This is a genomic window from Streptomyces sp. NPDC046215, assembly GCF_040646215.1.
GTDB lineage: Bacteria > Actinomycetota > Actinomycetes > Streptomycetales > Streptomycetaceae > Streptomyces > Streptomyces stramineus.
On record NZ_JBEYZW010000012.1, the window covers coordinates 43,806 to 56,223 of the forward strand.

Genomic DNA, 12,418 nt, shown 5'->3' on the forward strand with positions numbered 1-12,418 from the left:
GGCGGGAGGGGGCGGGCCAGTGTCCGCCGAGGCTGGTGATCGTTGGCTCGGGCGGAGCCGGACCGCCCGGCCCGCGCACCGGTGTCCGCTGCCGGAGGCGTCGACCGCAACGCCGCCCGCCCGCACCGGGAGGGCCAGGGCCGAGGAGGCCGCGATGACCCAGGAAGCCGCGCCCGAAGAACCCGGAGAAGCAGTGCTCTCCCCTGCCGCTCCCCAGGAGCAGGGCGCACCCAAGGGCCTGTTGCAGCAGATGGAGGAGCTGATGGCAGCGCTGAACGCCGATCTGTCGCAGCTCGACGCCGATCTGCAGTCGCCCGGCGGACGCCCCGCGCCCGGCGGCGGAGGCGGCACCGGCTGACGGCCGGCCGTATCCCGCGCCTCCCGCGCGACCTTCCCGCCCGGCCCGGCCGTACCTCATGCGGCACCGCCTTCCCGCTCGCGCAGCGCCAGGCGTCTTTGTAACCACCGCACCCGGTCAGTCATCTCGTCGGCGGCGTCGATCGCCTCGATGCACTGCCAGTACGAGGCGTCCTCCTCGGAGGAGCAGGCGACGCCCACCAGGGCTATGCCCACCTCTCCGAGCAGCCCGCAGAGACCGGCCAGCGCACTCCAGGGATCCCGGACTTCGGTGAGCTGCGCGGCCCGTATCGCCCCGGCGCGCAGCGTCTGGCGCAGCGCGCCGGAGGCACGGGAGCCCGCCTCGCCCAGATTGCACGCGGCGGCCCGGGCCTCGTAGGGCCCGTGGACCGCCAAGTGGCTGCCGATCGCTCCCGCGAGCGCCTGCGCCTGCCACGCCTCGACGACGATGTCCGCGGCGGCACTGGCCTGCGCCAGGGCCGCCCGGGTGGCTCCGATCAGCCGCATTGCGTCCATGCCCGGTCCCCCACTTCCCGACTGCACCGCTCTCACTACCCAGAGTGATGACTAACCGCCGGAAAAGCCAGGGGAATTCAGAAATCTGTGGATACCAGATGCGCTGTGGATAACTCAATCACTCCATAGAGTGACGATCCGTCGAATCCGAGATGCCCCGCTCCGCTTCTGCTCCCCGAGGCGGGACCGGCCCCGGCGGCACCGGGAACCGCCGCTCGTTCCGGTCGATCTTCGCGGCGAGCGCCGACGCCGCGTCGACCCCGAGCACCTCGCAGAACTGCAGCAGGTACGCCAGGACATCGGCGACCTCGTCCTCCACCCGCCCCGCCGTCTCCTCGTGGTCCATCACCCGTTCGGATTGCTCCGGTGTCAGCCACTGGAAGATCTCGACCAGTTCCGACGCCTCGACGCTGAGCGCCACGGCCAGGTTCTTGGGGGTGTGGAAGGGCTGCCAGTCGCGAGCCGCGGCGAACGCGGCCAGCCGGCGCTGCAGCGCCTTGAGCTCACCGTCGGCCGCGACGCGCTCCGCGTGCTCCTCAGGCGGCGTGGACTCCAGGGGCTCAAGAGGCTCCAGGGGCTCCGTGCGTGCCGCGCTCCCTGTGCGGCCCGTGCGCGCTGCGCTGCCTGTGCGATCTGAGCGGTCTGGGCGGTCCGTGCGGTCTGAGCAGTCCGTGTGTTCTTCGGTCACGTCCCCAGGTCTACCATCGACGCCCGGACGCCTTCCGAGCCCGGCCCCGCGACCCTCGCCGGCCCCTCCGACCCCTCCGGCTCCACCGGCCCCGCCGCTCCGTCGGCCGCCATGCCGCCGCTCACCGTCCCCACCAGCCGCACATGCCCCCGCTCACACATCCGCGCCGCCAGCGTGAGCAGTTCGCGGGACTGGCGCGGGTCCAGGCACCGGTCCAGGCCGTCCACCAGGACCGTGAGCGTCTGCCGCGCGGGCAGCACCTCGGCGGCCGGGTCCATGTCCAGCACGCCGGGGCCCGTCATCAGCACCAGGCACAGGGCGAGGTAGCGCAGTTCCCCGTCGCCGAGCCGGTCCAGCGGTGTCACCGCCCCCGCGCCCCCTGTCAGGACGGCGCGGACGAAACCGCCGTCCAGCCCCTGGGCCGACAGCTCGGTCACCGGGCCGCGGCAGCCCGCGCCCACGGCCGCCACCAGCGCCGCGTGGCGGGTGGCGCACTCGTGCCGGGTGCGGCCGAGCACCGCGGCCAGGTTGTCGCAGGCACTGCGCAGCAGCCCGTCGCGCGCGGCGGCGGGCGCGCGCATCAGCTCCGGCCTCGGGTCACAGGCGAAGACGGAGCGCAGGGCGACCACGGCCTGTTCGGCCGCGCCGAGGACCAGGCGCTGACCGGCGGTCTTGCCCGCGACCCGCAGGGGCAGCAGCGCGGTGCCCAGCAGGTCGTCCGGCAGGGGCGCGCGGGTGACCGGCACGGCTCCGGCGGTGTGCCAGGCCGCCTCGACCGTCCGCAGGCCGGGGTCGCGTAAGGCCGTGGACAGCAGCGTCCGCCCGGAGCCGGTGAGCCGTTCGCCGACGACGCGGAGCTCGGGTTCGGCCTGCACGGCCACGTCGAGCTCGACCCGCCCCGCCGGGCCCTCGACGGTGCAGCCGATCCGGAAGCCGCGCCGCCCCTGGGCGTCCGGTCTGGCCCGGTGCGGCACGCATGCGGCGGGGCCGCCCGCGACCGGGGCGAGGGCTTCGTCGAGCGTGCTGCCGCCCGCCAGCCGGGCGAGGGCCTCGTACGCCTGCAGGGCACTGGACTTCCCGCTGCCGCTCGATCCCCGGAAGAGGGTCAGCGGGCCGAGGGGGAAGACGGCGTTGCGGTGCGACTTGAAGGCGGAGAGCCGGAGTTCGGTCACCACGGGGCGCTGGGGGAGGGCGGCGGCGGCCGGTCGGGCACAGCGTGTGTCCATGCCCGGACCGTATGCGTGGCCCCCTCAGCCAAACCGTTTCAGCTGATCACTCTTCCTACGATCGGGGTATCCCGACGCCACCTCGGTGCCCTCGGGGGCCAGCAGGAAGACGTTGGTGTCGACCCGGTGCATGCCGCTGCCCAGGCCGAAGACGACACCGCTGGAGAAGTCGAGGATGCGCTTGGCGACGTCGGTGTCGGCGCTGGTGAGGTCGAGCAGCACCGGAACACGGGCGATCAGGTGCTCGGCGACCTCACGGGCGTCGGCGAAGATCTGGACGCGGAGGACGACGAGCTGACGCCGGTTCGGCTCGGGCTCCTCCTCGGGCAGGGCCCGGTGGTTGGGCCAGGACGGCCATGCGTGGTGGCCGCGCAGGGGGACGACCTGGGCCAGGCCCTCCCATTGCTCGTCGGTGGCCTCGGACCGGTTCACCGGATCACCCCTCCGGGGAACGTAGTGGCTATGTACATCCCACAATCCTAGGGACAAACGTCACCCGCCAGGCCCAATGACACGCTTCCCGTGGCGCGGCGGGCGTCCTTCACAGCCCTTTCACCCCTTGTCCGGCCGCTGTACGAGACAGGTGGCACGAGCAGGTAGTTTGGCGGTCAACCGAACCACCAGGAGCGTCATGCCGTCCGCCCAGCCCCGCCTTCTGTACGTCACCGACCTGTCCTACCAGGCCCGGGGTCGCCGGTACTGCGACGAGGACATCTTCCTGTCCTCCCGGCTGCGCGAGGACTTCGACACCGCGCTGTGCCACCCGCTGGACGCGGCCGCGCTGATGGACGGCTTCGACCTGGTCCTGGTCCGCAACAGCGGGCCCGTGCTCCACTACGCCGAGCGGTACGCGGCCTTCCGCGAGGCGGCGCTCGCGCGGGGCGTGCGGGTCCACAACCAGCTGTCGGGCAAGGCCGACATGGCCGGCAAGCAGTACCTCGTGGACCTGAGCGCCGCGGGGTACCCGGTCATCCCGACCGTCGACCGCGCGCAGGACGCCGGGCGGCTGCCCGAGGCGGCCGAGTACGTGGTGAAGCCCAAGCTCGGCGCGGACTCCATCGGCCTGCAGTTCGTGCCACGCGACAAGCTGGCGGAGGTGGCCTACGACGGGGTCCTGGTGCAGCCGCGCGTCGACTTCCGGTACGAGGTGTCGTTCGTCTTCGTCGACCGGACCTTCCAGTACGCGCTGTACGCGCCCCGGCCCGATCAGCGGTGGGTCCTGGAGCCGTACGAGCCCACCGCCGCGGACCTGGCGTTCGCCCAGCGCTTCGTCGACTGGAACGACATCGACCGCGGCGTCCAGCGCGTGGACGCCTGCCGGGCCCCCGGGGGCGAGCTCCTCCTCGTCGAGCTGGAGGACCTCAACCCGTACCTGTCCCTGGACCTGCTGACGCCACAGGCCCGCGACGCCTTCGCCGCGAGCCTCACCGCGTCCCTGCGGGGGCTGCTGGCCGACTCCCCCGCCGCCCGGTCCGCCGCCTGACCCTCGCGGGGACCGGGCCGGGGCGGCCGCTACACCGGCGGGTTGCCGTGCTTGCGGGCCGGCAGGGCCGCGTGCTTGGCGCGGAGCATGGCCAGCGACCGGATGAGGACGGCCCGGGTCTCCCCGGGGTCGATGACGTCGTCGACGAGGCCACGCTCGGCGGCGTAGTACGGGTGCATCAGCTCGGCCTTGTACTCCTTGACCATCCGCTCCCGCGTCGCCTCCGGGTCGTCCGACTCCGCGATCTGCTTGCGGAAGATGACGTTGGCCGCGCCCTCGGCCCCCATCACCGCGATCTCGTTGCCGGGCCACGCGTACGTCAGGTCGGCGCCCACGGACTGCGAGTCCATGACGATGTACGCGCCGCCGTACGCCTTGCGCAGGACGACGGAGATGCGCGGCACGGTGGCGTTGCAGTACGCGTACAGCAGCTTCGCGCCGTGGCGGATGATCCCGCCGTGTTCCTGGTCCACCCCGGGCAGGAAGCCGGGGACGTCGATCAGGGTGACGATCGGGATGCTGAACGCATCGCAGAACTGGACGAAACGGGCGGCCTTCTCACTCGCGTGGATGTCCAGGACGCCCGCCAGGGAGATGGGCTGGTTGGCGACGACGCCGGTCACGTGCCCGTCCAGCCGCACCAGGGCGCACACCACGTTGGGCGCCCAGGCGGCGTGGATCTCGAAGAGCTCACCGTCGTCGGCGACCTCCTCGATCACCCGGCGGATGTCGTAGGGGCGGTTGGGGTCGGCGGGCACCAGATCGGCGAGGACGTCGGTGCGCCGGTCGGCGGGGTCCGAGGCGGGTGCCACCGGCGGCAGTTCCCGGTTGTTGGCCGGGAGGAGGGAGAGGAGGTAGCGGACCTCCTCCAGGCACGACTCCTCGTCGTCGTACACGAAGTGGGCCACGCCGGACGTCCCCGCGTGCACGTCCGCGCCGCCGAGGCCGTTCTGGGAGATCTCCTCGCCGGTGACGGCCTTGACGACGTCCGGGCCGGTGATGAACATCTGCGACGTCTCGCGCACCATGAAGACGAAGTCGGTGAGCGCCGGGCTGTAGGCCGCGCCGCCCGCGCACGGGCCGAGCATCACGCTGATCTGCGGGATCACCCCCGAGGCGCGGGTGTTGCGCTGGAAGATGCCGCCGTAGCCGGCCAGCGCCGTGACGCCTTCCTGGATGCGGGCCCCGGCGCCGTCGTTGAGGGACACCAGGGGCGCCCCGGCCTGTTCGGCCAGGTCCATCACCTTGTGGATCTTCTGGGCGTGGGCCTCGCCGAGCGCGCCTCCGAAGATCCGGAAGTCGTGGGCGTAGACGAACACGGTCCGCCCGTACACCGTGCCCCAGCCCGTGACGACGCCGTCGGTGTAGGGCTTGCGGTGCTCCAGGCCGAAGCCGGTCGCCCGGTGCCGGCGCAGTGGCTCGATCTCCTGGAAGGAGTCGGTGTCGAGCAGCAGGGCGATGCGTTCGCGCGCGGTCAGCTTGCCCTTGGCGTGCTGGCGTTCGGTCGCCGCCGGGTCGGGGCCGCGCCGGGCCTCCTCGCGAAGGCGGGCGAGCCGGGCCGCTCCGTCGGCGGGGGCCGCGGCGGGGCGGTGGTGGTCCATCGTGGTCACGGCGCCGTCACCTCCTGGGGGGTCGCCGGGGCGGGGAACCAGCCGGCGTCGACGAAGAAGTCGACGTACTTGGCGAAGAGTTCCTTCGTCAGCTCCGGGCAGACGACCCCGGTGCCTTCGAGTGCCTCCTCCGTCAGGGAGGTGTCGAACGGCGGGTAGAAGGAGCCGCTGTCGGAGACCATGACCTCGAACGCGTCGAGGAGCGGGTTCATCGCGTTCTCCGCGTCCGACCTCACCAGGGCGCTCCAGGTGTTCCAGTCGAGCTCGCCGAGGGCGTAGCCGAAGCTGCGCAGGTGGTCGGCGAATTCCGCGAAGGTCAGGGCGCTCTGGTTGTAGAGGTGGAACGTGCGGCCGACGGCCCGGTCCTGCCGGGCGAGGGCGAGGAGGGCGGCGCTGACGTAGTCCACGGGCACGGCGTGGACGGAGCCCGCGAGGGTGTCGGGGACGGCGCCGGCCTGGAGGAGGCCCTTGAGGCTCAGCCAGACGAAGTCGCGGGTCTGGCAGGCGCCGCTCTCCTGGTCTCCGGAGATGACGTCGACGCGGTAGACGGACACCGGCAGGCCGCGGTCCTGGGCCAGGCGGATGACCTGTTCGGCCACCCACTTGCTCTGCACGTAGCCGGTGGGGAGGATCTCGGCCGGCCCGGTCAGGTCGTCGACCTTCAGGGGCACGCCCTCGGTGACCGCGCCGGCGAACACGCCGACGGTGGACACGTAGTGGACGGGGACGGTGCGGTGGCGGGCGGCCAGCCGCAGGATCTCCTCGGTGCCGCCGACGTTGGCGGCCTTGAGCTCGGTGTACGGGTGGAGCCAGTGGACGGTGGCGCCGGCGTGGTGGATCACGTCGACGGAGCGGGCGAGGGCGTCGAAGGCGTCCTCGGTCAGCCCGAGCCGGGGCCGGCCGAGGTCACCGACGACGACCTTCAGGCGGGCGGGGTCGACGTCGTCCCAGATCCGGTACCACTCCATGTTCTGCCGGAGCCGGTCCCGCGCCTGTTCCTCGTCCGCCCCGCGCACCAGGCAGTGGATGGTGGCGTCGGTCGTCCGCATGAGGTCGCGCAGGAGGAAGGCGCCGAGGAAGCCGGTGGCTCCGGTCAGCAGGACCTCCGCCGGGTTCTCCGCCACGCGCACGACCTCGGCGGCCGGCCGGATGTCGTCGGCGAGCCGGACCTCGGCCCGGAAGTCGACGTCGCCCCGGGGGGAGGCGGCGGCCGGGCCGTCCAGCAGGCCGGCCCGCAGGAAGGCGGCGAGGGCGGCGGGGGTGGGGTGGTCGAAGACGAGGGTGGCGGGCAGCCGGGTGCCGACGGCCTCGCCCAGCCGGTTGCGGAGTTCGACGGACGTCAGCGAGTCGAAGCCCAGGGCGGGGAAGGGCTGGTCGGCGGCGATGGCGCCGCCCGTGGGGTCGGTGTGCCCGAGGACGTGGGCCATCTCGGCCCGGACCAGGTCGAGGACCAGCCGGTGCTGTTCCGCCTCGTCGGCTCCGGCGAGCCGCTGGGCGAGGGAGCCGGGCCCGGTGTCGGTGTTCTGCGCGGTGCGGCGCAGGGGGTTGCGGATCAGGCCGGTGAGGACGAGGGGGGCCTGGGTGCGGTGGGCGCGCAGGGCCGCGACGTCCATGGGGGTGACGACGGCCGCGGCGCGGTCGGCGGTGACGGCGGCGTCCATGAGGGCGGGGCCCCGGTCCTGGGCGATCGGCAGGAGGCCGGAGCGGGCGATGCGCTGGAGGTCCGCCTCTTCCAGGTGTTCGCTCATGCCGCGCTCCTGTTGCCACAGGCCCCAGGCGAGGGAGGTGGCCGGGAGACCGTGGGCGGCGCGGTGCTGGGCGAGGGCGTCGAGGAAGGCGTTGGCCGCCGCGTAGTTGCCCTGGCCGGGGCCGCCGATGACGCCGGCGACGGAGGAGAAGAGGACGAAGTGCGTCAGCTCCAGGCCGCGGGTGAGCTCGTGCAGGTGCCACGCCGCGTCGGCCTTCGGCCGCAGCACGGCGGAGAGCCGCTCGGGTGTCAGCGCGGAGATCAGGCCGTCGTCGAGGACGCCGGCGGCGTGGACGACGCCGGTGAGGGGGTGGTCGGCCGGGACGGTCGCGAGGAGCGCGGCGAGCGCGTCCCGATCGGCGGTGTCGCACGCGGCGACGGTGACGGTGGCACCCAGGCCGGACAGCTCCTGCCGCAGGTCCTCGGCCCCGGGGGCGCCCGGACCCCGGCGGCTCGTCAGCAGCAGGCGGGTCACGCCGTGTTCGGTGATCAGGTGCCGGGCGAAGAGCGCGCCGAGCGAACCGGTACCACCGGTGATCAGCACGGTGCCCTCACGGCTCCACGGTGCCGCCGTGTCCTGGGGTTCCGCCGTGGTCCGGGCGAGGCGCGGGATCAGCACCCTGCCGTCCCGGACCGCGGTCTGCGGCTCGCCCGAGGCGAGGACGGAGCCGAGGAGGCCGGCGGCGTCCAGGTCGGTGAGGACGATGCGGCCGGGGGCCTCGCCCTGGGCCGACCGCAGCAGGCCCCACAGGGCCGCGGCGCCCAGGTCCGTCACGTCCTCGCCGTCCAGGGCGGCCACACCACCGCGGGTGGCCACGACCAGCGGAACGGTCTCCAGCCGCTCCTCCGCCAGCCACTCCTGCACGAGCGCGAGCATGTGGTGGGCGCGGGTGTGCACCGAGGCGGTGAGGTCCCGCGGGTCCGCGGGTTCGGCCCGCAGCAGGACGGCGTCGACGGGGGTGCCCGCGGCGACGGCGTCGCCGACGGCGGCCACGGTGGGGAACCGCTCCCCCGCGACGTCCTCGCCGGAGCCCAGGAGGGCCCAGCGGGTCCCGCTTTCCGGGCGGGGCACGGGGAGGGGGTTCCAGCCGACGTGGAACAGCGAGTCCTGCGGGCGGGTGCGGACGTCGCCGAGCTCGCCGGCGGAGACCGGGCGCAGGGCCAGGGAGTCGACGGAGGCGACTGGCTGGCCGCTGCCGTCGGCCAGCCGTACGGACAGGGTGCCGTCGGCGGCGGGGGTCAGCCGGACGCGCAGGACCGACGCCCCGGTGGCGTACAGGCGCAGTCCGTCCCACTGGGCGGCGAGGCGCGCCGCGGGCTCGGGGGTGGTGCCCGCGGGGTCCGGGAGGGCGGCGTGCAGGGCGGCGTCCAGCAGGGCCGGGTGGAGGCCGAAGGCCGCGGCGTCCGCCTGGGCGGGCTCGGGCAGCCGCACCTCGGCGAAGATCTCGTCGTCGCGCCGCCACACGTGGGTCAGCCCCCGGAACGCCGGGCCGCAGGACAGGCCGGCCCCGGTGAGCCGCTCGTAGGCGTCTTCGGCCGCGGTCTCGACGGCGTCGGCGGGCGGCCACTGGAGCAGGTCGAAGGCGGCGGGGCCGCCGGAGCCGAGCCGTCCCCGGGCGTGCAGGGTCCACGGGCCGGTGGAGTCGTCGGGGCGGGCGTGGACGGTCACGGGGCGCCGGTCCTCGCCGTCGGGGGCGCCGACGGCGACCTGGACGCGGACCGCGCCCCGCTCCGGGAGGACCAGCGGCCTGGTGACGGTGAGGGTCTCCAGGGCGGTGCAGCCGAGCTCGTCGCCCGCGCGGACGGCGAGTTCGACGAGCGCGGCCGCGGGGAGGACGGGGACGCCGTGGACGCGGTGGTCGGCGGTCCAGGGGTGGGTGCGCAGCGAGACGCGGCTGGTGAACAGCGCCTCGTCGGCGCCCGCGAGGGCGATGGCCGCGCCCAGCAGCGGGTGGCCGGCCGACTCCAGGCCGAGGCCGGCGGCGCCGTCCGGGGTCTGCGCGGGGTCGAGCCAGTAGCGCTGCTGCTGGAAGGCGTAGGTGGGCAGGTCCACGCGGCGGGCGCCGGTGGGGGCGAAGAAGGCCCGCCAGTCGACGGGGACGCCGTGGTTGTGCAGCTGCCCGAGCGCGGTGATGAGGGTGTCGACCTCGGGGCGGCCGGCGCGCAGGGCGGGCAGCGCGGTGACGGCGGTCGTGCCGCCGGCGGCCGCCGTGGCTCCGGTGGCCTCGGCGGCGAGGGCGGACAGGACGCCGTCCGGGCCGATTTCCAGCAGGAAGGTGGCGCCTTCGGCCTCCAGGGTGCGGACGGCGTCGGCGAAGCGGACGGTGCCGCGGACCTGGTCGGCCCAGTAGCCGGCGGTGCGCAGGTCCTCGCCCTCGGCCAGGCGGCCGGTCAGGGTGGAGACCACGGGGATCTCCGGCTCCCGGTACGTCAGGGTCGCGGCGACGGCGCGGAATTCCGCCAGCATCGGGTCCATGCGCGGCGAGTGGAAGGCGTGCGAGACGGCGAGGCGCTTGGTCTTGCGGCCCTGGTCGCGCAGCCGGGCGGCCAGTTCCGTGGTGGCGTCCTCGTCGCCGGAGAGGACGACGGAGGTGGGCCCGTTGACCGCGGCGATGCTCACCCGGTCCTCGAACCCGGCCAGCAGCGGCCGGACCTCCTCCTCGGTCGCCTGTACCGCGACCATGGCGCCACCGGTCGGCAGCGCCTCCATCAGCTTCGCCCGCGCGGCCACCAGGGCACAGGCGTCCGCGAGCGACATCACGCCGGCGACGTGGGCGGCGGCGAGTTCGCCGATCGAGTGACCCGCCACATAGTCCGGACGCACCCCCCACGACTCCAGAAGACGGAACAGCGCCACCTCCACCGCGAACAGCGCCGGCTGGGTGAACCCCGTCCGGTCCAGACCCTCACCCGAGGCGATCACCTCGGCCAGCGGCCGCTCCAGCTTCGGGTCCAGCTCCGCGCACACCGCGTCAAAAGCCGCCGCGAACACGGGGAACGCCGCGTACAACTCCCCCGCCATACCCGCCCGCTGCGCACCCTGACCGGTGAACAGGAAACCCGTCCGGCCCGGCCGGGCGGCGTTGCCCAGCGCGACGGACGGTGCCGTCTCCCCGCGGGAGAGGGCCTCCAGCGCCGCGGCCAGGTCGTCGCGGTCGCGGCCGACGGCCACGGCCCGGTGTTCCAGGGCCGTCCGGCTGGTGGCCAGGGAGAAGGCGACGTCCAGGGGGTCCGGGCCGCTCTCCGTCAGCCGGTCCAGCAGCCGGCGCGCCTGGGCGGCGAGGGCCTCGGCGGACTTGGCCGACAGCAGCCACGGAATCGCGGGCAGTGCCACCCGGCCGGCGGTGTCCCTCTCCTCGGGAACGGCCTCGGGGGCCTGTTCGAGGATGACGTGGGCGTTGGTGCCGCTCACGCCGAAGGAGGACACCGCGGCCCGGCGCGGGGCGTCGGTCGACGGCCACCGCGTCGTCTCGGTGAGGAGCTCGACGGCGCCGGAGTCCCAGTCGACGAACGGCGTGGGCTCGTCCAGGTGCAGGGTCCGGGGCAGGACGCCGTGCCGCATGGCCTGGATCATCTTGATGACGCCGCCGACACCGGCCGCGGCGACGGTGTGGCCGATGTTGGACTTCATCGAGCCGAGCAGCAGCGGCCGGTCCTCCGGGCGGCCCTGCCCGTAGGTGGCCAGGAGGGCCTGCGCCTCGATGGGGTCGCCGAGGCGGGTGCCGGTGCCGTGGGCCTCGACGGCGTCGACGTCGGCGGGGGTGAGCCGGGCGTTGGCGAGCGCCTGCCGGATCACCCGCTCCTGCGACGGGCCGTTGGGGGCGGTCAGGCCGTTGGAGGCACCGTCCTGGTTGACGGCCGAGCCGCGGACCACCGCGAGCACGCGGTGGCCGTTGCGCTGTGCGTCGGAGAGCTTCTCGACCAGGACCAGGCCCACGCCCTCGGCCCAGGACGTGCCGTCGGCCGCCGCGGAGAAGGACTTGATCCGCCCGTCGGCGGCGAGGCCGCGCTGGCGGGAGAAGTCCACGAAGCCGCCCGGGTCGCCGTTGACCGTGGCCCCGCCGGCCAGGGCCAGCGTCGACTCGCCCGAGCGCACCGACTGCACCGCGAGGTGCAGCGCCACCAGCGACGAGGAGCAGGCGGTGTCGATCGTCACCGCCGGGCCCTCCAGGCCGAGGCTGTAGGCGATGCGCCCGGAGGCGACGCTGCCGAGCTTGCCGGTCATGAGGTAGCCCTCGAACTCCTCGGGGGCGTTGAGCCCGAGGTAGCTCTCCTCGACGGCGCCGACGAAGACGCCGGTGCGGCTGCCCCTCAGCTCCGCCGCGTCGATGCCCGCCTGTTCGAGGACCTCCCAGGCGGTTTCCAGCAGCACCCGCTGCTGGGGGTCCATCGAGAGCGCCTCGCGCGGGGAGATGCCGAAGAATCCCGCGTCGAACCGGGTCGCGCCGTCGAGGAAGCCGCCCTCGCGGGTGTACGACCGGCCGGGCTTGCCGGGCTCCGGGTCGTACAGGCCGTCGATGTCCCAGCCGCGGTCGGTGGGCCACTCCGAGATCGCGTCGCCCCCGTCCAGGACGAGCTGCCAGAGCTCGTCCGCGGAGGTCACGCCGCCGGGGTAGCGGCAGGCCATGCCCACGATCGCGACCGGCTCCTCGGTGCCCGCCTCCAGCTCGGCGAGCCGCTGACGGGCCTTCTGCAGATCAGCCGTCACCCACTTGAGGTACTCGACCAGCTTCTCTTCATTAGGCATGGAACCCATATCTCCTTGCGGCGTGGAACGGTGGTGGCGATGAA

Annotated in this window: 8 protein-coding genes; 2 read left to right on the forward strand and 6 right to left on the reverse strand. The window is 74.1% G+C overall.

The features are described 5' to 3' along the window. Positions 1 to 154: 154 nt before the first annotated feature. Positions 155 to 358 carry a hypothetical protein gene (locus tag ABZ951_RS07945; protein ID WP_344089568.1) on the forward strand — a complete coding sequence of 68 codons (204 nt, stop codon included), beginning with the start codon at positions 155 to 157 and terminating at the stop codon, positions 356 to 358. 56 nt (positions 359 to 414) lie between these two features. Here the strand turns inward: ABZ951_RS07945 and ABZ951_RS07950 are convergent, their stop codons facing one another. The 4 genes from ABZ951_RS07950 to ABZ951_RS07965 all read right to left on the reverse strand — a co-directional run bounded on the left by ABZ951_RS07950 (position 415) and on the right by ABZ951_RS07965 (position 3,219). Beyond that, a complete protein-coding gene (locus ABZ951_RS07950; RefSeq protein WP_344089567.1) occupies positions 415 to 873 on the reverse strand; it encodes a DUF6099 family protein in 459 nt (152 codons plus the stop codon). Between the two features lie 118 nt (positions 874 to 991). After that, positions 992 to 1,366, reverse strand: a complete 375-nt coding sequence (locus tag ABZ951_RS07955) for a nucleotide pyrophosphohydrolase (RefSeq protein WP_344089582.1) — start codon at positions 1,364 to 1,366, stop codon at positions 992 to 994. Positions 1,367 to 1,557: 191 nt separating this feature from the next. Further along, positions 1,558 to 2,787 carry an ATP-binding protein gene (locus tag ABZ951_RS07960; RefSeq protein ID WP_344089566.1) on the reverse strand — a complete coding sequence of 410 codons (1,230 nt, stop codon included), beginning with the start codon at positions 2,785 to 2,787 and terminating at the stop codon, positions 1,558 to 1,560. Positions 2,788 to 2,811: 24 nt separating this feature from the next. Further along, the gene (locus ABZ951_RS07965) at positions 2,812 to 3,219 is read right to left on the reverse strand and encodes a cell division protein SepF (RefSeq protein WP_344089565.1); all 408 of its coding nucleotides are present in this window, start codon (positions 3,217 to 3,219) and stop codon (positions 2,812 to 2,814) included. Positions 3,220 to 3,418: 199 nt separating this feature from the next. On the opposite strand from ABZ951_RS07965, the gene ABZ951_RS07970 reads away from it, so the two are divergent. After that, positions 3,419 to 4,270, forward strand: coding sequence for a hypothetical protein (locus ABZ951_RS07970; protein WP_344089564.1), 852 nt, complete (start codon positions 3,419 to 3,421; stop codon positions 4,268 to 4,270). A gap of 29 nt (positions 4,271 to 4,299) precedes the next feature. Here the strand turns inward: ABZ951_RS07970 and ABZ951_RS07975 are convergent, their stop codons facing one another. After that, positions 4,300 to 5,871, reverse strand: coding sequence for an acyl-CoA carboxylase subunit beta (locus tag ABZ951_RS07975; RefSeq protein WP_344089581.1), 1,572 nt, complete (start codon positions 5,869 to 5,871; stop codon positions 4,300 to 4,302). Between the two features lie 5 nt (positions 5,872 to 5,876). After that, complete coding sequence (locus tag ABZ951_RS07980) at positions 5,877 to 12,374, reverse strand: thioester reductase domain-containing protein (protein WP_344089563.1); 6,498 nt, start codon at positions 12,372 to 12,374, stop codon at positions 5,877 to 5,879. Positions 12,375 to 12,418: the final 44 nt, after the last annotated feature.

What these genes read in the sequence shown, in the direction of transcription:
- ABZ951_RS07945 (WP_344089568.1), top strand. Translation starts at nt 155, where the DNA reads ATGACCCAGGAAGCCGCGCCCGAAGAACCCGGAGAAGCAGTGCTCTCC.
- ABZ951_RS07950 (WP_344089567.1), bottom strand. Translation starts at nt 873, where the DNA reads ATGGACGCAATGCGGCTGATCGGAGCCACCCGGGCGGCCCTGGCGCAG.
- ABZ951_RS07960 (WP_344089566.1), bottom strand. Translation starts at nt 2,787, where the DNA reads ATGGACACACGCTGTGCCCGACCGGCCGCCGCCGCCCTCCCCCAGCGC.
- ABZ951_RS07970 (WP_344089564.1), top strand. Translation starts at nt 3,419, where the DNA reads ATGCCGTCCGCCCAGCCCCGCCTTCTGTACGTCACCGACCTGTCCTAC.
- ABZ951_RS07975 (WP_344089581.1), bottom strand. Translation starts at nt 5,871, where the DNA reads ATGGACCACCACCGCCCCGCCGCGGCCCCCGCCGACGGAGCGGCCCGG.
- ABZ951_RS07980 (WP_344089563.1), bottom strand. Translation starts at nt 12,374, where the DNA reads ATGCCTAATGAAGAGAAGCTGGTCGAGTACCTCAAGTGGGTGACGGCT.